Source organism: Lichenifustis flavocetrariae, assembly GCF_026130545.1.
Classification (GTDB): Bacteria; Pseudomonadota; Alphaproteobacteria; order Rhizobiales; family Beijerinckiaceae; genus Lichenihabitans; species Lichenihabitans flavocetrariae.
Map to the genome: position 1 here is coordinate 119,568 of NZ_JAMOIM010000013.1, position 22,332 is coordinate 141,899.

Consider the following 22,332-nt stretch of genomic DNA (forward strand, 5'->3'; position numbering starts at 1 on the left):
CCACAGCCCATGTCCAACAACCCACGCCGCACTATGCTGCTGACCGGCGCATCGCGCGGGATCGGCCATGCGACCGTCAAGCGCTTCTCATCCGCTGGATGGCGCGTGATCACCTGCTCGCGCCATCCGTTTCCTGAGAACTGCCCCTGGGAGATGGGTCCGGAGGATCACCTCCAGATCGATCTCGCCGATCCGGCCAGCACCGCGCAGGCCATTGCCGAGGTGCGCGAGCGGCTGCCCGATCGCCGCCTCGACGCGCTCGTGAACAATGCGGCGATTTCGCCGAAAGGCCCGGGCGGCTCGCGGCTCGGCGCGATCGAGACTGAATTGAGGGACTGGCAACGGGTGTTCCAGGTCAATTTCTTCGCGCCCGTCATGCTGGGACGCGGCCTCCTGGCTGAACTCGAGGAAGCGCGAGGCTCCGTCGTCAATGTGACATCGATCGCGGGCTCGCGCGTGCATCCTTTCGCGGGCGCGGCCTACGCCACATCGAAGGCGGCCCTTGCAGCCTTGACCCGCGAAATGGCGAGCGATTTCGGGCCGCGTGGAATCCGGGTCAACGCGATTTCCCCCGGCGAGATCGACACTGCGATCCTGTCCCCCGGCACCGACAAGATCGTCGAACAATTGCCGATGCGCCGGCTGGGCACGCCTGAGGAAGTGGCGAAAGCCATCTACTTCCTCTGCACCGAGCAATCGAGCTACGTGCATGGAGCCGAGATCCATATCAATGGCGGCCAGCACGTATGAGCGAAGCCGATCCGCGGCTCTATCCGACGCGGCCGATCCTGGCCGCAAGCGTCGCGGTCTTCCGCGACGGTCGGGTGCTCCTCGCTGAGCGGGTCAATCCGCCGGCCGCCAACTGCTTCTCGCTGCCCGGCGGCCTCGTCGAGGCGGGCGAGAGCCTTGAGGCGGCCGCCTTGCGCGAACTCGTCGAGGAAACGGGTGTGCGGGCCCGCATCCTCGGCTTCAACGACCATGTGGAAGTGATCGAACGCGACGACCGGGACCGGATCGCGCGGCACTTCGTGGTCGCGTCCTTCGTGGGAGAATGGATCGACGGAGACGGTACGGTTGGGCCGGAGGCACGCCGAATTCTTTGGGCCGACCCACGGGCCATCGACGATCTTCCCACGACACCCGGTCTTCTCCGCGTCTTGCACGGTGCAGGTCGGTTCTTCACCTGACCACCATGACGGCGCCCTTCGTGCTTGCCGCGATGATCGTGGCGGCCGCCTCCCCTCCCCTGCCGCCCGAGAAGTCGCCCACACCGAGCCAGGCGTCACCCCAGACATCAGTGCCTGACGAGTTGCCGCCTTACCAGGGTGAGCTCGAACGCCTGGCCGAGTTGATGGGTACGCTCACCTACATGCAGGATCTCTGCACCGCGGGCGGAGGCATCCAGTGGCGGAACAAGATGACGGAACTGCTTGCAGCCGAAGGCATCTCCGACCTCCGGCGCAACCGGCTTGCCGGCGCGTTCAATCGAGGTCTGCGCGACTACGCCGTGACCTATGTGCGATGCACACCCGCCGCAAACGTCGTGGTCGGACGCGCGCTCGATGAGGCGGCGCGTCTCACGCGCGATCTCTCGGCCCGTTTCGGTGGGTAATTCGAAGCCCGTTAACCCTGCGTTAAATCGGGCACTGGCCGAACCCGGCCGAAACGCTTAAAGTCTGCTTCGTCATGTTTACCTCAATCGAAGAATCCGACGAGCGGGTTGAAGCCGCCGACGACCGTAGAGCCGCTCTCGCCTATGTGGGCGAGGCGTTTGCGGAAGCGACACTCGACGGAATCGAGGAAACCTGCTTCGCGCAGGCGGCCTTGTTCACGGCCTTCGAGGCCATGGTGCGGCAGTTCGGCGAAGAGCCCGTCGCGGGTTTCGCCGAGGGATTGGCGGAGCGAATCCGCCATGGCGAGTTCTCGATCGCGGGCAAGCATTAGCACCGCGATGGCGCGTGCGGCCTGCCCGAACATCGCCGCAACCCTGGGGTAATTGGCTCGGGATGAGCCATACGATCTCGGCGGCCGTCACACAGGCTCGACTGTCCGCACCCTCGCTCGACCCCGGTCAGCTACCACCCTCCGTGGGGCGTCTTCGTTTGCGTATTCTGCAGGTTGCGGCCGGCGGGGACATCGACGCCCTGCTGATTCCGATCCAATGGAACGAGGTGCCGCCCCTCTTTCAGAGAGGTCAGCCGCGCGGCTTCGATCCGATCGCCTATCTCAAGGCTCGTTCCTTCGATGGTCATGGACGCGAGATGTTGGCGATCCTGTCTGCCGTGTTCAAAGCCCCGCACGCGCTGCTGACCCGGGGCGCGACTCAGAGTTACGTCTGGCCCGTGTTTCCGCCGATCTTCGACCCGACGCCCTGGCCGCAGCAGCGGCTGGCCCCCTGGTCCTGCGTCCGCTTCGCCGACCTCGCGCAGCAAGCTCCCGGCGGCGGCCCGTTGGTCTACCGCACAGCGATCGGGCTTGACGGCACCTGGCAATATTTCTGGACCGAGGACGACGGCACCGCCGCGCTTGCGCCGCCTGCCGCCCGCCGCTAACACGCAAAGCCCGACGCTCCCGCCTGCCTGCGATCCTCATCATGCCCCATAAGCCCCTCGTATTTTCCGGCGTGCAGCCGACCGGCAACCTGCATCTCGGCAATTACCTCGGGGCGATCCAACGCTTCGTGGCCCTGCAGGACAGCCACGACTGCATCTACTGCGTCGTGGACCTACACGCGATCACGCTGCCGCAGGACCCGGTCGAACTTGTCAGGACGACCCGCGAGGTCACGGCGGCTTTCATCGCGGCGGGGGTCGATCCGACCAAGCATATCGTGTTCAACCAGAGCCGCGTCTCGGGCCACGCGGAACTTGCCTGGATCTTCAATTGCGTCGCCCGTCTCGGTTGGTTGAACCGGATGACCCAGTTCAAGGAGAAAGCCGGCAAGGACCGGGAGAATGCCTCGATCGGCCTTTACGATTATCCCGTGCTGATGGCCGCCGACATCCTTGTCTATCGCGCCACTCACGTGCCGGTCGGCGAGGATCAGAAGCAGCACCTTGAACTCGCCCGGGACATCGCGCAGAAATTCAATCTCGATTTCGGGCCGTCGATCGCGGCGCACGGACATACGGACCACTTCTTCCCGCTTCCCGAGCCGCTGATCCAAGGGGCTGCGACGCGCGTCATGAGTCTGCGCGAGGGCTCGAAGAAGATGTCGAAATCGGACCCGTCCGACAACTCCCGCATCAATCTGACGGACGACGCCGACGCGATCGCGCTCAAGATCCGGCGCGCCAAGACCGACCCGGACGCATTGCCGTCCGAAATAGAGGGATTGGAGGGCCGCCCCGAAGCCGCCAATCTCGTTGGCATCTTCGCCGCACTGGCTGGCCGCACCAAGGCGGACGTTCTCGGCCAATATGGCGGCGGGCAGTTCTCGCAATTCAAGACGGCGCTCGCGGATCTCGCTGTCGAGAAACTCAGCCCGATCGCGGCCGAGATGAAGCGCCTGCAGGCCGATCCAGGCCATATCGATGCTGTACTGAAGGACGGCGGCGAGCGGGCCGGTACCTTGGCGGCCGAGACGATCGCGGCCGTGAAGGACATTGTGGGACTGCTGCGTTGAAGCGATCCAAGGCGAATCTGCCCTGGGCCTGTCCGATGTGGGCTGCTCAGGGCGTGACAGAAGCCGGATCGGCCAAGTCTTCCACTCGGTCCCACAACGCCGGAGGGCGTCGCGGGCAAGTCTCAGAAGCAACCTTTAGTTTGCTCCGAACTGCCGTCAGGCCGATTTGCGGAACGAGGATGTGTTCGTGCTTCTCACCGGACGATGCGTCCGCGTATCCGCGCCGCGTCCTCGCACGCTTTCGAGCAGGGATTCGCCAATCCTGAATTGCTCGACCAGCCTCGCGAGTTCGGAAGTTTCCTTGGCGAGCGCATGGCTGGCTGCGGTTGACTCCTCGACCATGGCCGCGTTCTGCTGCGTGACCTGATCCATCTGGTTCACAGCGGAATTGACTTCTTCAAGAGCCGTGGCCTGCTCCTGCGCGGACGCGGCGATGTTCGAAACGATGGTGCTGACTTCCTTCACTTGACCGACGATCTTTTCGAGGACGACCCCCGTCTCGCCGACCAGTCTGACGCCTTGATCGACTTGCTCGGCCGACTTGGAGATCAGAACCTTGATTTCCTTTGCGGCCTCGGCCGAGCGTTGAGCCAGAGCCCGGACTTCCGAGGCCACGACGGCAAATCCGCGGCCAGCGTCGCCGGCCCGGGCGGCCTCAACGCCGGCATTCAGGGCCAGGAGGTTTGTCTGGAACGCGATCTCATCGATCACGCCGATGATCTGGCCGATCTGCTGCGACGAGGTCTCGATGTTGTGCATAGCATCCACGGCCTTTCCGACGACAATGGCCGAGTTTTCCGCACTGTCCTTGGCGGTCCCCACCACCTGGCGTGCATGTAGGGCACCCTCAGAAGTCTTCTTGACCGTGGCGGTGATCTCATCGAGCGCGGCCGCTGTTTCCTCAAGGCTCGCCGCCTGTTGCTCGGTGCGTTTCGACAGATCGTCGGATGAAACCCGGATCTCCTCTGTTCCGCTGAGGATGTTGGCAGAACCCTGCCGAACCTGCCGCATCGTGCCTTGCATGGTGTCCAGAGCACGGTTGTAATCTGTTCTGAGCGCATCCAGTTCAGGAATGAGAGCCTCATCGATGCGCCGCTCGAGATCCCCCTCGGCAAGGGCCGTCAGGGCGGCGCCGATCTCGACCACGTTTTGCACCCGCGAGGTCACATCCGTCGCGAATTTGACCACTTTGGTGACGCGTCCCTTCTCATCCAGGATGGGGTTGTAGGAACCTTGAATCCAGATTTCCTTCCCGCCCTTGCCGATCCGCTTGTATTCGGCGCTTTGATACTCGCCTTGCCGCAGGCGATTCCAAAATTCGCGGTAGTCGGCAGTGTCACGAGCCGCATCATCCAAGAAAATCTTGTGGTGTTTGCCCCGAACCTCATCGATCGTGTAACCAAACAAACCAAGAAAATTTTTGTTCGCATCGATGACAAGCCCATCGACCGTGAATTCGATCACGGACTGGGAACGACCGATGGCCGCGATCTGCGAAGTATAGTCGAGATTCAGCAGCCTCGCTTTGGCGTCCGCCCACTCCACGACGAACCCGGTTCGCTTTCCCTGTTTGATAAGAGGCGTTACCAGCAGATCGAAGACTCGCGTCCCGACCCGAATGGTCGCGTTGTGGGGAGCCTCAAGGCTAGCCAACATGTTTCGTTGATGTGCCGGGTTCTTATGAAAGACGTCGATGTTGCTTCCGATCAACGTCGCAACACTGAAGCGGGGAAGCTCTGCCTTGAGTTCGCTTTCCGCTTCTTGTAGCAACTCGGTCAATGAGGGATTCATGTAGGTAATGTTGAGCTTGGTATCTGCAATCATAACATTGGTTCGGAGGGCATTCAGAACTGAAAAGCCTGAACCATTCATATTGGAGTAACCAAGCGAGCCGAACATTTCGATCTCCAGAAAAACTAAATATGCGCTGCAGCATCACGAGATGTGACGAATTGCAGAGACGGACGACTTCAAAACAATATACATTGGACTTGCTAAATACCGGTTAGCGCAACTCGCGCTTCGTTCGATCGAAACCGCACCTAATTCTTGGACCATAAGTCTTTTTCATAGTTAACTTCTATCAGCCTTAAAAAATGCTGAGGTCCGGAGACTTGCAGATGGCGCGCCGAGTAGGCAAGATGACACTCCTGCGCGTTGGGGAAGATCGCGCCCACTGCGCCTGCGCGTAAAGCATCGATGGTAGGTCAAGCCACGAGGGAGATAGCGCCGCTGTCCCCTTCGAATACGCCCACGACCCTGTTCCGACCGTTGGTCTTTGCAGTGTAAAGCCGCTCATCGGCCAGCCTCACGATCTGCATGAGGTCGCCGCCTGGGCCGCCCATAGCCACCCCGATGCTGACCGTGACCCGCAAGCCGGCTTTGAGCACCGCCCAGTCGGTTTCGGCCACACTGCGCCGTATCCTCTCGCAGGACTGGCACACAGTGGCGGCATCGCGCCCAATGAAAAGGAGACAGAATTCCTCGCCACCCATGCGGACGGCAAGGTCGGACGCCTCGGGGATGTTCTTGAAGAGGCCCGCCACGGTCCGAAGCACGTCATCTCCTGTCGTGTGCGTGAAGCGGTCGTTGATGCTCTTGAAATGATCCAGATCGAACATCGCGACCGCAAAGCTCCCTGCATCACGAATCAGCGACGGAATGATCGTGTCGAAAGCGCGGCGGTTGTACAGGTTGGTGAGCGGGTCTCGCAGGATCGCATCGGACAGCATGGCAGCTTGCTCCTGCGCAGCCCGTACGGCATCCTGAAGTGATTGCGTCTGGCACAGAATATTGGCTATGCGCGCACGTCTTTGCGTGCTTTCGGCCGATATGCGTGCGAGCGTCTCATGATGCAGCTTGAGATGTTTCAGCGCGCACTCGAAATCGCGCGACTTTTCATAGATCTCTGAGAGACAGAGATGCGCAATGGCACGTGCTTCGGCGTTCTCGCCTACGTTCTCGAGAGTGGCGAGGCAGATCGGCACGGCCTCGTTATGTCGATCATCCCGGACGAGAAGGCAGGCTTGCTGGATCGACAATTGGACGTGCGAACGTGCGCCCAAGGGCGATAGCGGCAGCTTTGCGCAGCGTTCGAGAGCTTGTCTGGCGCGATGCGGATCATCGACGATCAGATATTCGGCCGCATTGCAGAGGCCCAAATGGAGGCACCAGAGATCGCCTTGGCGCTCCGCCAAGCCGATGGCGTGCTCGTTGAGCTCGATCGCACGGGCGATCTGAGCCTGGCGGGTCGCCTCGTCACCGCGTTGGCGGGCGACCGTTGCGAGCACGGCATGGATGCCGGCGACGTTGATCATCCACCAAGCGACGGTCTCGGTCGAGCCCAGAGTCTGCGCAATATCCAACGCTCGCTCGCAGAGCTCAAGCGCCCGATCGGGATGCTGGCAATACCATTGAACCACACCAGCGACATTGGTGGCGAAAGCGCTCGCGTGCATATCCTGGCCGGTCTCTGCCATGGACAAGGCCACGGCGGCGGCTTCGACAGCTTGGTCGGCGACGCCAGCTTCGAGAAGAAGCCAAGCCCGCATCGCTGTCGCCATGGCGATCCCCACTTGGTTCTCCGACTCGCGCCAGATAGCAAGCGCCGCAGTGGTAACGCCTACACCCTCCTCCACATGGCCCAACTGGAAACAGAACCAGGCGTGCTGCAGTTTCGCGACAGCAATCGCCGCCGTGTCGCCTATCGACTCGAACCGGGCGAGAACCTCGGTGATGTCCTCTAGCGCTCCGCGCGGATCGCCATGGCAGCACAGGTGCCAACTGCGCTCAAGAGGCGCGATGGCATGTGGTGGGTAAAGAATGCCAGGGATCATCGACACACCTTGGCGCGATCAAAGACCGTAGGGTCGCACCAAAAGGCTAACCGTCCGTTTTATCTTCTCTCCCGGAGATCAACGTTAAACGAAGGTTAAGCTGCCGAGGCACGACGCGTGTCGCAAGGTTTTTTCAACCCGTGCGGGCGTCCTCAAAATTGCTTTCCTGCGCGGGCGCGGCCATATAGGCATCATAGACTTATCGCCTGAGGCCGGCCTTGAACCGGCTGGAGGATTGCATGTTCATCGAAACCGAACCCACTCCCAATCCCAACACCCTCAAGTTTCTCCCTGGCCGAACCGTGATGCCTGAGGGCACGCTCGACATTCGCGACGCCAAGGCGGCAGAGCAATCGGCCCTCGCGCATGCGCTTTTTTCCATCGACGGCGTGACGGGCGTCTTCTTCGGGTCCGACTTCGTGTCGGTGACGAAGGACGACGGCGACTGGAGTCACTACAAGCCCGCGATCCTCGGCGCCATCATGGAGCATTTCATGTCTGGCGCGCCGCTGGTTCACGCGGCGGGGGGTGCGGTCGAGGATGACAGCGACGAGTTCTACGATGCGGACGACGAGGAAACCGTCGACACCATCAAGGAACTGCTTGAATCGCGCGTGCGGCCCGCCGTGGCCGGCGACGGAGGTGACATCACCTTCAAGGGCTATCGCGGCGGCGTTGTGTATCTCAGCATGCGTGGGGCCTGTGCGGGTTGCCCCTCCTCGACGGCCACGCTTAAGCATGGCATCGAGAACCTGCTCAAGCACTTCGTTCCGTCGATCCAGGCCGTCGAGCAGGTTTAGGCAAATCAATGCGGCCACTCCCGCCCCCGCGATTTCCAACGTTAAAGGGCTGGGGCGGCCGTGGCTGAAGCGTCGCGCGCGGGAGGATCGTCCCGCAAACCTCGCTATGTGCTGGCCATCGACACAGCCCTCGGGGCGGCCTCCGCGTGTCTGCTCGACCTGAGTTCGGGCACACCGGTCGCGGCCGAGTCGCTGCCGATGGAACGGGGACACGCCGAAGCCCTCCTGCCACTGCTCGACCGAATCGTGGCACAGGTCGATGGTGGCTTCGACGCCATCAGCCGTGTGGCCGTCACGGTGGGTCCTGGTTCCTTTACTGGGATACGGGTGGGGGTCGCAGCGGCTCGGGCCATCGGGCTTGCCTGTCAGATCCCGGTCGTGGGTGTGTCGACCCTGCAGGCCCTGGCCGCGCCGGCAATCGCGTCCAGGATCCAGCCTCCGATCATCGCGGCAATCGACGCCAAGCACGGCAATGTCTACGCGCAGATTTTCGGTACGGCTGGCATCACGGTAATGGAAGCCTGCCACGCCTCCGTGGCCTCGGTCATCGAAGCGGCCGGGCCAGGCCCTCTGCGGCTGGTCGGATCGGGAGCCCCGATGCTCGCAATCGAGGCCTGGTCGCGTGGCCTCAACGCCGATGTCGACGCGCATACGGCGGTTCCCGACATCGCCCTCGTGGCACGCCTCGGTGCATTGGCCGATCCCGAGGCGGCCGGGCCGAAACCGCTCTACCTCAAACCACCCGATGCCAAGCCGCAGAAGGCCTTGAGCCCTCCTCCTGAACCGACGACCGCGGACGCATGATTTCGCCGTTTCCTCTATTGGGCAAGGCGCCGCCGCCCGTCATCCAGCCGCTCAAGAACGGGCTGGCCGACGAATGCGCGGCCTTGCACGCGACGGCATTCCGGTATTCCTGGGGCGAGCATGAATTCGAGCGGCTGATCAGCGCCTCCAATGCGTTCGGCGATGCGGCGCTCGATCCACGCAAGAAGGCGTTACTTGGCTTCATCCTGTCGCGCGTGGCGGCCGACGAGGCGGAGGTGTTGACCGTGGTGGTCGCTTCGGCTCATCGCAGGCGCGGCATCGGGCGCCAGCTCGTTGCGAGCCATATCGCGCGACTGCGCAACGTGCATGTGAAGACCCTTTTCCTTGAGGTGGGTGAGACCAACACGGCAGCCCGGAAGCTCTACGGCGATCTCGGCTTTGTCGAGGTCGGACGCCGCAAGAACTATTACCGGACCGAACAGCCGGCCGAACAGATCGCGGCGCTGGTGCTTCGCCGAGACATCGACCCGACGCAGCGGCGCGGCTGGGACGCCTGACGATAGCATCGATCGTCCGCGCGACAGGCCATGACCGCACTTGATGCCGTCCACGGCAATCAATCGGCGGGATGGGAAGTGGGCGCTGCATCTCTCCCAACCGCCACCTCTTCATGAGGTAGTTGAGCGGATCTCGATGAGATAGACGATCGTACCCTGATCAGCCGCGATGCTGAGGCCGTCGCAAGCGGGCTGGATCAGGGCGCAGTCCCGCGCTCCAAGGGTGGGGCCGGCTTCGATTTGGAGTGTCCCGACGGCGCAAAAGATCAGCGCGACTTCCCCGTTCAAGGCGAGTTGGAGCCTCCCTTCCACATCGAGACGCTGGACGGTGTGAACGATCCGGCCCCGTCGTGTCATGACATTGAGGTCCGTGATGGGTCCCTCGAGCAATTGCGCCTCGGTCGGCTCATCGGCCGGGAATGCGTAAGGCAGGGTCTCACGCCGGAGCAGGACCGGTGCATCCTCGCCCACCCGAAGTTCCAGCCCCACTCCCTCAAGGATCGCGAGCGTCCGGTCGACCCCCGGGAAAGTCGAGAACGGCCCATCCGTTGCCACGCGCGCCGCACTGAGCCGCCAATCGAAATCCTCCAGTCCTGCCCCTTCGGGGTGCACCGCGATCTCGATCGTCTCGCCGCCGCCGTTCTTCCACGGCATGCGGCGACACTCAGCCGCCCGGATCACGCGGACGGGCACGCGGCTCATTCCAGGATGCCGGGGAGGTTGAGCTGGTGCTCGCGGGCGCAGGCGATGGCGTCCTCATAGCCCGCATCGGCATGACGCATGACACCGGTGGCCGGATCGTTCCACAGCACGCGTGCGAGCCGCTTCGCGGCCGCCTCGGTCCCGTCAGCCACGATCACCATGCCGGCATGCTGCGAGAAGCCGATGCCGACGCCACCGCCGTGGTGCAGAGACACCCAGGTGGCGCCCGACGCGGTATTGAGCAGCGCATTGAGCAGCGGCCAGTCCGAGACGGCATCCGAGCCGTCTTTCATCGCCTCCGTCTCGCGATTGGGTGACGCCACAGAGCCGGAATCAAGATGGTCGCGGCCGATCACGATCGGGGCCTTCAATTCACCGCGTGCCACCATCTCGTTGAACGCAAGGCCGAGGCGGTGCCGGTCCCCCAGGCCCACCCAGCAGATGCGGGCCGGGAGGCCCTGGAAGTGAATACGCTCACGCGCCATGTCGAGCCAGCGATGCAGGTGATGGTTGTCGGGCAGAAGCTCCTTCACCTTGGCGTCGGTCTTGTAAATGTCCTCCGGATCGCCGGACAGCGCGGCCCAGCGGAACGGCCCGATGCCCCGGCAGAACAGCGGCCGGATATAGGCCGGGACGAAACCCGGGAAGTCGAAAGCGTCGGCGACACCCTCTTCGAGCGCCATCTGGCGGATGTTGTTGCCGTAATCGAGCACCGGCACCCCCATGCGGTGGAAATCCAGCATGGCCCGGACGTGGATCGCCATCGAGGCGCGGGATGCCTTGTCGACCGCCTTGGGATCACGCTCGCGTTTCGTCTCCCATTCGGCCAGGCTCCAGCCTTGCGGCAGATAACCGTTGATCGGATCGTGGGCGGAGGTCTGGTCGGTCACGACGTCCGGCTTGATGCCCCGGCGCACGAGTTCGGGGAAGACGTCGGCCGCATTGCCGAGCAGACCGACCGAGACCGGCTTCTTGCTCTGCTTGGCCTCTTCGATGATGGCGAGGGCTTCGTCGAGCGTCTCGGCCTTGCGGTCGAGGTAGCCGGTCTTCAACCGCATCTCAATACGGCTCGGCTGGCATTCGACGGCGAGCATCGAGGCGCCCGCGAAGGTCGCGGCCAGCGGCTGGGCTCCGCCCATGCCGCCGAGGCCGCCCGTCAAAATCCAGCGTCCCGCGAGATCGCCATTGTAGTGGCGGCGGCCCACCTCGACAAAGGTTTCGTAGGTGCCCTGCACGATGCCCTGACTGCCGATATAGATCCAGGAGCCGGCCGTCATCTGGCCGTACATCATGAGCCCCTTGCGATCGAGCTCGTGGAACTTCTCCCATGTCGCCCAATGCGGGACGATGTTCGAATTGGCGATCAACACGCGCGGCGCATCGGCATGCGTGCGGAATACCCCGACCGGCTTGCCGGACTGCACCAGCAGCGTCTCGTCGTCCTCCAACTGCCTCAGGGCCGCGACGATCTTGTCGTAGCTGTCCCAGTCCCGCGCCGCCCGGCCGATGCCGCCATAGACGACGAGCTCGCCCGGCCGCTCGGCGACGCCAGGGTCGAGATTGTTCATCAGCATGCGCAGGGGGGCTTCGGTGAGCCAACTCTTGGCTGAGAGTTCGGTGCCGGTCGGGCTGGCGATGTGGCGAGCGTTATCGATGCGGGTCATGCGGTCCCCTCGTGGCGCGCGAAGGCGAGAGCCGCCTTCAGGATGTTCTGCAACACGGCCCGGATCGGCGCCGCATAGGTCTCGTCGTATGGCACCGGCCAGTCGGCTTCGCTGACCGGACCAGGTTTCTCGGCCATATAGCCCCGGCAGGCCAATTCCATCTGCACCGCATGGATGCCGCGCTCGGGCGCCGCATGGTGGCGGGTGATGAACCCGCCCTTGAAGCGGCCGTTGATCACGTGGCTCATCCCGGAAGAGCCGCAGAGCCGCTCGACGGCCGCCGCCAACTCAGGCGCACAGCTCGCACTGGAATTGGTGCCGATATTGAACACGGGCAGCTCGCCGTCAAACAACCGGGGAATGACGGAGCGGATCGAATGGCAGTCGTAGAGCACGACGCGGTCGTGCAAACCGCGAAGGCGGTGGAGCTCGGCCGCGAGCGCCGCGTGGTAGGGGTCGAAATAGCTGGCCCGGCGCTCGCCGGTCTCCTCTAGCCGCAGTTCCGCGCCCGGTCGATAGAGCGGCTCGCCGTCGAAACTCGTGGTCGGGCAGAGTTCGGTCGTGGCCTGCCCCGGATAGAGCGAGATGCCGGACGGGTCGCGGTTCACGTCGACGACCGTGCGCGAGATGGCGGTGCGGACGATCGTGGCATCGAGATCCGCGGCGAAATCATAGAGCCGCTCGATCCACCAGTCCGCATCCTTGCGGGCGAGCCACGGCGAGACGAGGCGCCCTTCCAGTTGGGGCGGGATATCCGTTCCGGTGTGAGGGATGCTGACCAGCAGGGGCGCCTGGCCATGACGGATGGTGAGCCAGTCGGTCATCGTGGGGTTCCAGTAAGGCTCGGCAGCTTCACCGCACCCGCAGCCGCCGCCAGCGCACCACTGCGTACCAGCGCATTGGCGGCTTCCATATCGGGATGGAAATAGCGATCGTCCTCCAGGGTCGGCACCTCGGCCCGCAGCAGGGCCCGCACGGCCTCCAGGGGCTCGCTCGACGCGAGCGGCCGGTGGAAGTCGCAGGCCTGGGCGGCCGCCAGTAACTCGATGCCGATCACGGCGCTCGCATTGGCCAGCATGGGCAGAAGCCGGCGCGCACCATGGGCCGCCATCGAGACGTGGTCTTCCTGGTTGGCCGAGGTGGGGATCGAGTCGACGCTGGCCGGCGTGGCACGGCCCTTGTTCTCCGAGACGAGCGCCGCGGCCGTGACTTGCGGGATCATGAAGCCGGAGTTGAGGCCCGGCTTCGGCGTGAGAAAGGCCGGAAGGCCAGACAGGGCGGGGTCGACCAGCATGGCGATGCGCCGCTCGGCGATGGAGCCGATCTCGCAGATCGCCAGGGCCATCATGTCGGCCGCGAAAGCCACAGGCTCGGCGTGGAAGTTGCCGCCCGAGAGCGCTTCGTCCTCTTCCGGGAAGATCAGTGGGTTGTCGGAGACGCCGTTGGCTTCCGTTTCGAGCAGGCTCGCGGCCTGCCGCAGTACGTCGAGGCAGGCGCCCATCACCTGCGGCTGGCAGCGCAGGCAATAGGGATCCTGCACGCGCTCGTCACCCAGGCGATGCGAGTCCCGGATCGGGCTGCCGGCCATGAGCGCCCGCAGCGCGTCGGCCGTCTCGATCTGGCCGCGATGTTTGCGCAGGCGGTGAATGCGCGGGTCGAAGGGCGTGTCGGAGCCGCGCGCCGCATCGGTCGACAGCGCGCCAGTCACAAGCGCGGACTGAAACAGTGTCTCGGCCTCGAACAGCGCGGCCAGCGCATAGGCGGTTGAAAACTGGGTGCCGTTCAGCAGCGCCAGGCCCTCCTTGGCGCCGAGCACCACTGGCGCGAGGCCCGCGCGCCGAAGCGCCTCGGCAGCCGGTAGGCGGTCGCCCTCCAAAAAGGCTTCACCGACACCGATCATCACGGTCGTCAGATGCGCCAAGGGCGCGAGGTCGCCGGAGGCACCAACCGAGCCCTGGGCCGGAATCACCGGTACGACGCCTTTGGCCAGCATGGCTTCGAGCAATTGAAGAGTCGCGGGCCGGATGCCTGAAGCGCCCTGAGCCAAGCTTGCGATTTTCAAGGCCATCATCAGCCGGGTCACGGCGAGCGGCATGGGTTCGCCGGTGCCGGCCGCATGCGACAGCACGATATTGCGCTGCAGCCGTTCGAGGTCGGTCGTCTCGATGCGGACACTGGCGAGCTTCCCGAACCCTGTGTTGATGCCGTAGACAGGCTCGCCGTGCGCGAGGATCCTGTCGACGGCCGCGGCGCTGGCCGCCACGGCCGGCCGGCACATCTCGTCGAGCGCAGGGATCGCACCGGCATAGATCTGCCGCCAGGCAGTGAGCGGGACGGCGCCCGGTGTCAGAACGAGGGTCGTCACTGGCCTCTCCAGATGCGGGCGTGAAGGGGATTGAACCCCATGCGATAGACGAGGTCGGCCGGGCGCTCGATGTCCCAGATCGCGAGATCCGCGAACTTGCCGGCTTCCAGGGTTCCGGTGTCCTTGAGGCGACCGAGGGCCCGCGCCGCTTCGCGTGTCACGCCGGCCACGCATTCGTCGACCGTCATATGGAACAGGGTAGCGGCCATGTTCATGGTCAGCAGCAGGGAGGTCAACGGCGAGGTGCCGGGGTTGTTGTCGGTCGCGAGCGCCATGCGGGTTCCGTGCCGCCGGAACAGATCGACGGGCGGCTTCTTGGTCTCACGGATGAAGTAGAAGGCGCCGGGCAGCAGCACCGCGACGGTCCCGGCGGCCGCCATGGCGGCGGCACCAGTCTCGTCGGTATATTCCAGATGGTCCGCCGAGAGGGCACCGTAACGCGCCGCCAGCGCGCCGCCCTGCAGGTTGGACAATTGATCGGCATGGAGCTTGACCGGTAACCCAAACCGCTTGGCCGCGTCGAAGACATGGGCGATCTCGTCCGGGGAGAAGGCGATCCCCTCGCAGAACCCGTCGACAGCATCGGCAAGGCCCTCCGCCGCGAGGGCGGGCAGCATGTCCCGCACAAGCGTCGCGAGATAACCGGCTTTGTCGTTCTTGAACTCGGGCGGCAGCGCATGCGCCCCGAGGAACGTCGTGACCACGGAAACAGGCCGCACCGTGCCGAGCCTGCGCGCCACCCGAAGCGCCTTGCGCTCGCTCGCGAGATCGAGCCCATAGCCCGATTTGATCTCGACAGTCGTCACGCCCTCGGCCAACAGGGCGTCGAGGCGCGGCAAGGTCTCTTCAAGCAGCCTCTCTTCGCTCGCGGCCCGCATCGCTTCGACGCTCGACACGATCCCGCCGCCCGCTCGGGCGATCTCCTCGTAGGAGGCCCCTTGCAGCCGCAGTTCGAATTCACGCGAGCGATTGCCGGCATGGACGAGATGGGTATGGCAGTCGATCAGGCCCGGCGTGATCCAACGCCCCTGGCAATCCACAGTCTCGGTGGCGTCGCGCAAGGGCGCCGGCAGATCAGCTTCCGGACCCGCATAGACGATGCGGCCGTCCTTCACCGCGAGGGCCGCGGCCTCGACGGCGCCAAGCCCCGGTCGATCCGCCGCCAGGGTGGCAAGGCGGGCATTGTGCCACAGACGGTCGGCGGCAGCTGATTCGACGGGCATCGAAAATCTTCATTTACTTGCAACGACGCCTATAATGTATAGACATAATCAGGCGTGGCGCAAGTAGGACAAAGGATGCACTCGAAGATCGACGGTCGCGCTTCGCGCGATGCACGAGCGACCACGATGGACGATGCCGACCAACGACACAAAGCGGCGAGCGGCTCGCTGCACCAACGCATCCTGTCCGATGTCAAAGACAAGATCCTGTCGGGTGAATGGCCACCCGGCCATCGCATTCCCTTCGAGCACGAACTGGCCTCGACCTACGCCTGCTCCCGCATGACCGTGAACAAGGTGCTGACGCAGCTCGTCGGCACGGGTCTGATCGAGCGCCGTCGCAAGGCAGGCAGTTTCGTGATGCGGCCGCAATCGCAATCCGCCGTATTAAAAATTCAGGACATCGGCAGGGAGGTGACGGCGCTTGGGCTCGCGTATCGCTTCGATCTTTCGGCGCGCCAAGAACGCGCTGCGACAGAGCGGGATATCGGCCGCATCGACCTCGGCCCGGGAGCGCCTCTCCTCGACCTGACCTGCTGTCATTTCGCCGGCTCCCAGCCGTTCTGCATCGAGGAGCGTCTCATCAGCCTCAACGCGGTTCCGGAGGCAGTGGACGCGGATTTCGCGCTGTCTCCCCCCGGAACCTGGCTGATGCAGCGCGTTCCCTGGACCAACGCAGAACATACGATCAGGGCCGCGGCAGCCGGCAAAGCGGTCGCCGCCATGCTCGCGATCACCGAGCGGAGCCCCTGCCTGATCATCGAACGAAAGACCTGGAGTGCTGGACAACCCATCACCTTCGTGCGGCTGACCTACCCTTCCGAAGCCCACCAGCTGGTGGCCCGCTTCGAGCCCTCCGACACTTAGCAGACCGAGGCCCGGAGGGGGTCACCCATGCTTCGCCCAAAAGCGGCTCGCCGATGGCGACGCCGGTTTCACACGGGTCTCCCCGGCGGCTTCGGCGATCACCTCGCAAAACAAGCGGTGGTAGGCCTCGACACCGACCTCCACCGAAAACGCCCGACCACGCTCCTGCAGCAGCATGGCGTCCGGGGGATTCTGCAAGGCTGCCAACATGGCGGACGCCAAACACTCCTCGTCGTCCAGGGGAATGAGAGCCCCGTATTTGCCATCGTCCAGGACCTCGCGCGGTCCCGGACTGTCATAGGCCACGACGGGCACGCCATAGGCGAGAGCTTCAGCGATCACCATCGAAAAGGATTCGAGGCGGGATGCGGTCACGAAACAGGCCGCCTGCTGGTAGAGCGCCCAAGGTTCGGGAACGTAGCCATGGAGTTCGACGCGTTTTTCGAGGCCCAACCGGAGGATTTCGTCCTGGATGGCCGGGCGGTCAGGACCTTCCCCCAAAATCATCAACCTCGCCTCACAGCGCGCGGCAATCCGCCCGAAGGCGCGGACCACGGCCCGCATGTTCTTGTCGGGCACAAGGCGTCCTGCGGAGAGGATCATCGGAGGTGTCCCGGTCGGCCGTGGAGCAGCCGGCGCGCCAGTCCCGACCATGACCGGATTATAGATCGTCGTCACGCGACGCGGTGAAGCCCGCCAGCGGGCGACAAGATCGCGATGCAGGCCATGCGACACCGCGACGGTGCGGGCTGTCAGCCGCGATAGAACGGGCAGCAACCAATAGGCGGCGCGGCTCAGGCGCTGCGGCTCACTGGCCGCGAAGGCATGGTAGGAAAGAACGGCCCGTGCCAACCGACCGCAGAGCGTCGCGGCCATGACATGTTTCAGGTTGGAAACCCCGATCGCCGACAAGGTGATGTCAGGATTTTCTCGCCGCAACAGGCCCACAAGGCGGCCAACAGTGCGGAGGTGACCGGAGCCAAGCACCGCAATTTCAATGTCAGGATCGAGGAATCTCTGGTTTGCGTCGTCTTCGGCATCAACGGCGATCAGCACGCGCCATCCTTGCCGCACAAAGCCAGTCGCCAGAAGAGAGCAGACCCGCTCGGCGCCGCCGCCCGCCAGAGCATGAGTGTAGATCAGCAGGGTCTTTCGGGCGGACATGCGCGTCGCGTCGATCCCGCTGGCTCCGGTCCGAATGCCTGAACGCTACGGCCACGCGAAAGCAGCAGACAAGCCGGATCAGTCCTACCGCCGAGATATTTCGAAACGGTTGCACGAGCGCTTCGATGATGCGCGTCGATGTTTCAAATCGCCCTCCCTCACCAGTTTAGAAGCGTTCGAAGGTATTGCAACTTTCCCAGTTTGAAGTCATTATAAACTGGCGAAGCAAACGTACTTTCGAGGAGAAACGCAATGAATTCGACCGCGACCTGCAGCAAATGCGCCTTCTTCGATCTCCATTCCAATGGCATCCAGACGCCGAAGCAGGATGGGCTTTGCAGGTTCAATCCGCCGGTCTCTCAGCCAAGCGCTCAGGATCATGGCCTGTGGCCCGTCGTTTCGACCAATGACTGGTGTGGTCACTTTGCGTCCGGCTCCACGCAGACGGCCGCCGAATAACCACCAGCGTACGGCGGCGGCCCCAAGACCGCCGCAACGTTGCAGCCACATCCTTGAATATGCCCCCTGGCAGTATATGTAAGGCGGGTAATCATTGATGTGATGGGCATGACGGACCAGGGGCAACGACGAACTGAGGCTCTTGGAAGGGGGGGATCGCCCAATTATCGTCGTCAAGCGCGCGTACCGAAGGCGGATCGCGCTGAAGCGACGAGTAAGAATGTGGCGCGGGAAATCCTGCGCTTGGAAGCGATCCGCCTCACTCTCGATGAAGAGATCCTCAGGCTGAGACGGCTTCAGGCGGGTGAGGTCTCATAGACCCTGCATTTGGATCTCGGACCGTCGTGGTCCGGCCGCCATCTGGCATCCACATATCGCGGTGGAAGAAGCCAACTCACGCGGACCGATGCGACCTACACGCGGTCGAGACACTAAAGCGCGCCTCCAATCGCGGCATTAGTCTTGATTGTCAGCAGCCTGCGCGAGAAAGTCAGCGACATAAGGGGCAAAGGATCGCCAGCACTCAAGCCGAAAGCTGAGCGGGGCAAAACGCCAGAGAACGATTTCGGCCTTTCCCAGAACGGTTTGGGTGCACATGCCGACCGGAAAGGCCGCCAGGTCGAAATCGAGCGGGCACCCCTCGCTCAACAGGCCGGCACCACCCGCACCCACGATGTCGAATCCCGTGTTGCGATGTGACACGTCGACAAGGCTGTGCGGCTCCGCCGCGAGAGCTGTTTCCAAGGCCGCGAAGAGCGTACCGGCATCCTGATCGGTCGCGATCAGCAGCCACTCATCCGGCCCGAGCCACAAAGCGCTTCTGGCTCCCGCGACGCTCGAACGGCATGGCTCGACCGCCGGACGCGCACCGAAGGCCTCACCGAGCTTGATGGCAGTAGCTTCAGACCCGCGAAAGCTGAAGCGGGCCACGGGAGCCAGTTCCGTGACCGAGGCCATGCGTCGACCCGCGAGCGAGCCGGATCGCGCGAGTGTTACCGTCTCAACCATTGAGCCGCACTCCTTCGAGATCATAGAAGACCGGTTTGACGATCTTGGCCGAGATCGAACCCGACGGCATCGGAATATAGAGTGTCTCGCCCATGCGCCCGCGTCCGCCTTCGACTACCGCCATGGCGATGGAGCGGCCCAGCACGGCGCTGAAATAGGACGACGTCACGTGGCCGAGCGCATGCGTCCCGCGTGCCGGCGTGGGGTCGCCAACAATCTGTGCTCCCTCTTCCAGAACGGTTCGGGGATCGTCAGTCATTAGGCCGACGATTTGCTTGCGGTTCGGCGCCACGAGGTCGGGCCGCCCGAGCGAACGCTTACCGACGAAATCGGGCTTGGTCTTGCCGACCGCCCATGCCATGCCGGCATCGTCGGGCGTCACCGTCCCGTCGGTATCCTGGCCTACGATGATGTAGCCCTTCTCGGCCCGCATCACATGCATGGCCTCCGTGCCATAGGCAACCGCGTCGAACTTGCGGCCCTCGGCCCAGAGCGCCTCCCAAGCCGCGCGGCCGTAATCCGCCGGTACGTTCACCTCGAAACCGAGTTCGCCCGTGAAGCTGACGCGGAAGAGGCGCATCGGCACACCCTGGAACGTGCCGACCTGCAGGCTCATATGCGGCATGGTCTCGGCCGAGATATCGAGGCCGTCGACGAGCGGTGCGAGCATCTCGCGCGCCCGGGGACCCTGCACGGCGATGACGGCCCATTGCTCGGTGGTCGAGGTGAGCCAAACCTTGAGATCGGGAAACTCCGTCTGGAGATAGTCCTCCATATGGGCCATCACACGTGGCGCGCCGCCCGTGGTCGTGGTGACATGGAAACGATCCGTCGCGATGCGGCCCACCACGCCGTCATCCATGATGAAGCCGGCTTCATTGAGCATCAGCCCATACCGGCACTTGCCGACGCCGAGCTTCGTCCAACTGTTGGTATAAAGCCTGTTCAGAAACTCTGCCGCATCCGGTCCGACCACTTCGATCTTTCCCAGCGTCGAGGCGTCGAAGAGGCCGGCGCGCTCACGTGTGATCTGGCACTCGCGGTTGACGGCCGCATGCATGTCTTCGCCCGCACGCGAGAAGAACCACGCCCGTTTCCAGAGACCGACGTCTTCGAAGCGGGCGCCATGGGCCGCCGCCCAACCATGGATCGCGGTTTCGCGGACCGGATCGAACAAGGCGTCGCGCGAAAGACCCGCGAAAGACCCGAAGGTGACGGGCGTATAGGGCTGCCGGAAAGTCGTCAGACCAATTGAAGGCACCGACCGGCCGAGTTCGGCCGAGGCGATCCCGAGCGCGTTCATGTTCGACGTCTTGCCCTGATCCGTCGCCATGCCGGTCGTGGTGTAGCGCTTGATATGCTCGATCGACCGGAACCCCTCACGCGTGGCGAGGGCAATATCCTTGGCCGTGACATCGTTCTGGAAATCCACGAAGGCTTTCACTTGAGTCGGATCGCGGTCGTGCGGCGTAGCACCGATGAACCCGGCCCCTGTGGACTCGTCATCGCCCACGACCGCGAAGTCCCGATCCTCGACAGCCATCTTGATGACGGCATGTCCGGCGCGATGACCGTCGCGCAAGATCTGCGCGAGTCCGAAGGTCCCCGCACAGGCACCGATGGAGACCTGGTCCTGCGCGGGTGTGCCGGGCAGGAAACTGTTGCTGCCCTCGTCATAGGCCAGTTTGCCGCGCGACTGCGAGAAGAGATGCACGGACGGGGTCCAGCCGCCACACATCAGCACGAGATCGCAGGCTAGGCTTTCGAGATCGGTGACATGGCGGCCGCTCACCCGGCCGATCCGGACGCCACGGACCCGCGTGGTGCCGCTTGTCCCGACGATCGTGGCGCCCCGCATGATCGGCAGGCCGGCCCGCTCGGCCGCCACGCTCAAGGCGCCCTCGGAGCTCTCCCGCAGGTCGACGATACGGACGATCTGAACGCCCGCAGCCGCGAGGTCGAGCGCCGCCCTGTAGGCGCTGTCGTGCGCGGTCGCGACCACGACACGCGTGCCGGGCTTGACGCCGAAGCGATTGAGGAAGGTGCGGCCGGCCGAGGCCAGCATGATGCCAGGGCGGTCATTGTCGGGAAACACGAGGGGCCGCTCGATGGCGCCGGTCGCGAGCACCACGTGCTTGGCGCGCACCTGCCACAGCCGCTCACGCGGCGCGCGGTGATCGGGCTGCGCCAGATGATCCGTCAGGCGCTGGTTCAGGCCGATGAGGTTGTGGTTGTAGTAGCCGAAAGCCTGAGTGCGCGGCAGCAGGGTCACGTTGGGCCGGGCCGCGAGCGCCTCGATCGTGGCGGCCGCCCATGCATCGGCCGCCATCCCGTCGATGACGGCGTGGTTGTCGTCGGCGAGCGATCCGCCGAAGACGGGATTCTCATCACAGAGGATAACGCGGGCGCCCGATTGGGCGGCCGATGTCGCGGCGGCCAGACCCGCCGGGCCCGAACCGACCACCAGCACTTCGCAGTGAGCGAAGCGAGTGGCGTAATGATCGGGATCGGGATCTCGCGAGGCCTCGCCGAGGCCGGCTGCGCGGCGGATCGCGGGTTCGAACAGATCGGCCCAGAGCTTCGCGCCCTTGACGAAACGCGGCCCCATGAAGGTCTTGTAGTAGAAACCCGCGCCCAGCATCGGCGATACGAGACTGTTCACCGCGCCGACATCGAAGGCGAGCGAGGGCCAGCGGTTCTGGCTCTTCGCCACGAGTCCTTCGTAGAGTTCCACCTGGGTGGCGCGCAGGTTCGGCGTCCATCGGCCGCCGCCGCGATCGACCGTCACGAGGGCGTTCGGCTCCTCGGCCCCCGCTGCGAGAATGCCGCGTGGCCGATGGTATTTGAATGAGCGGCCGAGAAGGTGAACGCCATGACTGAGGAGGGCCGACGCCAGCGTGTCTCCGACGAAACCATCGTAGCCTCGACCGTCGAAGGTGAACCGGACGGGCTGATTCCGGTCGATGCGGCCGCCACGCGGCAGGCGAAGGGCTCCGCTCATCGGGAAGGCTCCCCGGATGTCTCAAGGCTCGGGCGAGGTTCGCCACTCTTGTAGGTGGCCAGGATGTTGTCGCTCACCGTATCCCGCAGGCAGTTGAAGAATCGGCCGCAGCCGGACGTGTGGCGCCAGCGTTCCGCGATGATGCCTTTCGGGTTCGTCCGCGTGTACAGGAACTCGCCCCAGGCCTGATCATCGGCGACCTGCGGCTCACGCGTGATATGCGCTTCCCCGGCATGCTTGAATTCGAGCTCGGAGCGCGGGCCGCAGTAAGGACAGGGGATCAGAAGCATGGACGT

General features: G+C 64.2%; 22 protein-coding genes. 11 read left to right on the top strand and 11 right to left on the bottom strand.

Features of this window, described 5'->3' with window-relative positions; genetic code table 11:
• The first annotated feature begins 9 nt into the window (after positions 1 to 9).
• The 6 genes from M8523_RS19155 (at position 10) to trpS (ending at position 3,625) form a co-directional block, all read left to right on the top strand.
• Entirely contained in the window at positions 10 to 750 is a 741-nt protein-coding gene (locus M8523_RS19155; RefSeq protein WP_282586500.1) for an SDR family NAD(P)-dependent oxidoreductase, read from the top strand.
• Positions 747 to 1,187, top strand: coding sequence for an NUDIX hydrolase (locus M8523_RS19160; protein WP_282586501.1), 441 nt, complete (start codon positions 747 to 749; stop codon positions 1,185 to 1,187). Before M8523_RS19155 ends, M8523_RS19160 begins: the two co-directional genes overlap by 4 nt.
• A 5-nt stretch (positions 1,188 to 1,192) precedes the next feature.
• The gene (locus M8523_RS19165; RefSeq protein ID WP_282586502.1) at positions 1,193 to 1,612 is read left to right on the top strand and encodes a TIGR02301 family protein; all 420 of its coding nucleotides are present in this window, start codon (positions 1,193 to 1,195) and stop codon (positions 1,610 to 1,612) included.
• A 74-nt stretch (positions 1,613 to 1,686) separates the two neighbouring features.
• On the top strand, positions 1,687 to 1,944 hold the full coding sequence (locus M8523_RS19170; protein WP_282586503.1) for a hypothetical protein: 258 nt from the start codon (positions 1,687 to 1,689) through the stop codon (positions 1,942 to 1,944).
• A gap of 62 nt (positions 1,945 to 2,006) precedes the next feature.
• The gene (locus M8523_RS19175; RefSeq protein WP_282586504.1) at positions 2,007 to 2,552 is read left to right on the top strand and encodes a hypothetical protein; all 546 of its coding nucleotides are present in this window, start codon (positions 2,007 to 2,009) and stop codon (positions 2,550 to 2,552) included.
• 41 nt (positions 2,553 to 2,593) lie between these two features.
• On the top strand, positions 2,594 to 3,625 hold the full coding sequence (trpS, locus tag M8523_RS19180) for a tryptophan--tRNA ligase (protein WP_282586505.1): 1,032 nt from the start codon (positions 2,594 to 2,596) through the stop codon (positions 3,623 to 3,625).
• Between the two features lie 156 nt (positions 3,626 to 3,781).
• On the opposite strand, the gene M8523_RS19185 is transcribed toward trpS, so the two are convergent.
• Both M8523_RS19185 and M8523_RS19190 read right to left on the bottom strand, forming a co-directional pair.
• On the bottom strand, positions 3,782 to 5,524 hold the full coding sequence (locus M8523_RS19185) for a methyl-accepting chemotaxis protein (protein ID WP_282586506.1): 1,743 nt from the start codon (positions 5,522 to 5,524) through the stop codon (positions 3,782 to 3,784).
• 308 nt (positions 5,525 to 5,832) lie between these two features.
• Entirely contained in the window at positions 5,833 to 7,461 is a 1,629-nt protein-coding gene (locus M8523_RS19190; protein ID WP_282586507.1) for a GGDEF domain-containing protein, read from the bottom strand.
• Positions 7,462 to 7,700: 239 nt separating this feature from the next.
• On the opposite strand from M8523_RS19190, the gene M8523_RS19195 reads away from it, so the two are divergent.
• From M8523_RS19195 to rimI, 3 genes are read left to right on the top strand one after another with little or no spacing between them, the layout of a single operon-like run.
• Positions 7,701 to 8,261, top strand: a complete 561-nt coding sequence (locus tag M8523_RS19195; protein ID WP_282586508.1) for a NifU family protein — start codon at positions 7,701 to 7,703, stop codon at positions 8,259 to 8,261.
• A 60-nt stretch (positions 8,262 to 8,321) separates the two neighbouring features.
• Positions 8,322 to 9,065, top strand: coding sequence for a tRNA (adenosine(37)-N6)-threonylcarbamoyltransferase complex dimerization subunit type 1 TsaB (tsaB, locus tag M8523_RS19200; protein ID WP_282586509.1), 744 nt, complete (start codon positions 8,322 to 8,324; stop codon positions 9,063 to 9,065).
• The gene (gene rimI / locus M8523_RS19205; RefSeq protein ID WP_282586510.1) at positions 9,062 to 9,583 is read left to right on the top strand and encodes a ribosomal protein S18-alanine N-acetyltransferase; all 522 of its coding nucleotides are present in this window, start codon (positions 9,062 to 9,064) and stop codon (positions 9,581 to 9,583) included. The genes tsaB and rimI overlap by 4 nt, the downstream gene beginning before the upstream one ends.
• A 111-nt stretch (positions 9,584 to 9,694) precedes the next feature.
• Here the strand turns inward: rimI and M8523_RS19210 are convergent, their stop codons facing one another.
• The 5 genes from M8523_RS19210 to hutI are packed head-to-tail and all read right to left on the bottom strand — an operon-like array spanning position 9,695 to position 15,537.
• Complete coding sequence (locus tag M8523_RS19210) at positions 9,695 to 10,285, bottom strand: HutD/Ves family protein (protein ID WP_282586511.1); 591 nt, start codon at positions 10,283 to 10,285, stop codon at positions 9,695 to 9,697.
• Entirely contained in the window at positions 10,282 to 11,949 is a 1,668-nt protein-coding gene (gene hutU, locus M8523_RS19215) for a urocanate hydratase (protein WP_282586512.1), read from the bottom strand. The genes M8523_RS19210 and hutU overlap by 4 nt, the downstream gene beginning before the upstream one ends.
• The gene (hutG, locus tag M8523_RS19220; protein ID WP_282586513.1) at positions 11,946 to 12,773 is read right to left on the bottom strand and encodes an N-formylglutamate deformylase; all 828 of its coding nucleotides are present in this window, start codon (positions 12,771 to 12,773) and stop codon (positions 11,946 to 11,948) included. Before hutG ends, hutU begins: the two co-directional genes overlap by 4 nt.
• Positions 12,770 to 14,314, bottom strand: a complete 1,545-nt coding sequence (gene hutH, locus M8523_RS19225; RefSeq protein WP_282586514.1) for a histidine ammonia-lyase — start codon at positions 14,312 to 14,314, stop codon at positions 12,770 to 12,772. Before hutH ends, hutG begins: the two co-directional genes overlap by 4 nt.
• A complete protein-coding gene (hutI, locus tag M8523_RS19230) occupies positions 14,311 to 15,537 on the bottom strand; it encodes an imidazolonepropionase (protein WP_282586515.1) in 1,227 nt (408 codons plus the stop codon). Before hutI ends, hutH begins: the two co-directional genes overlap by 4 nt.
• Before the next feature lie 126 nt (positions 15,538 to 15,663).
• Here hutI and hutC point away from each other — a divergent pair, with 126 nt between their 5' ends.
• The gene (gene hutC / locus M8523_RS19235; protein WP_282586554.1) at positions 15,664 to 16,404 is read left to right on the top strand and encodes a histidine utilization transcriptional repressor HutC; all 741 of its coding nucleotides are present in this window, start codon (positions 15,664 to 15,666) and stop codon (positions 16,402 to 16,404) included.
• Between the two features lie 21 nt (positions 16,405 to 16,425).
• Here hutC and M8523_RS19240 read toward each other — a convergent pair whose 3' ends face one another.
• Positions 16,426 to 17,568, bottom strand: coding sequence for a glycosyltransferase (locus M8523_RS19240; protein WP_282586516.1), 1,143 nt, complete (start codon positions 17,566 to 17,568; stop codon positions 16,426 to 16,428).
• 252 nt (positions 17,569 to 17,820) lie between these two features.
• On the opposite strand from M8523_RS19240, the gene M8523_RS19245 reads away from it, so the two are divergent.
• Positions 17,821 to 18,027 carry a hypothetical protein gene (locus M8523_RS19245; protein WP_282586517.1) on the top strand — a complete coding sequence of 69 codons (207 nt, stop codon included), beginning with the start codon at positions 17,821 to 17,823 and terminating at the stop codon, positions 18,025 to 18,027.
• Positions 18,028 to 18,483: 456 nt separating this feature from the next.
• Here the strand turns inward: M8523_RS19245 and M8523_RS19250 are convergent, their stop codons facing one another.
• Genes M8523_RS19250 through M8523_RS19260 form a run of 3 tightly spaced genes read right to left on the bottom strand, consistent with a single transcriptional unit; the run spans position 18,484 to position 22,326 of the window.
• Positions 18,484 to 19,035, bottom strand: a complete 552-nt coding sequence (locus M8523_RS19250) for a sarcosine oxidase subunit gamma (RefSeq protein WP_282586518.1) — start codon at positions 19,033 to 19,035, stop codon at positions 18,484 to 18,486.
• Positions 19,028 to 22,036 carry a sarcosine oxidase subunit alpha family protein gene (locus M8523_RS19255; protein ID WP_282586519.1) on the bottom strand — a complete coding sequence of 1,003 codons (3,009 nt, stop codon included), beginning with the start codon at positions 22,034 to 22,036 and terminating at the stop codon, positions 19,028 to 19,030. The genes M8523_RS19250 and M8523_RS19255 overlap by 8 nt, the downstream gene beginning before the upstream one ends.
• Positions 22,033 to 22,326, bottom strand: a complete 294-nt coding sequence (locus tag M8523_RS19260) for a sarcosine oxidase subunit delta (protein WP_282586520.1) — start codon at positions 22,324 to 22,326, stop codon at positions 22,033 to 22,035. The genes M8523_RS19255 and M8523_RS19260 overlap by 4 nt, the downstream gene beginning before the upstream one ends.
• Positions 22,327 to 22,332 lie beyond the last annotated feature (6 nt).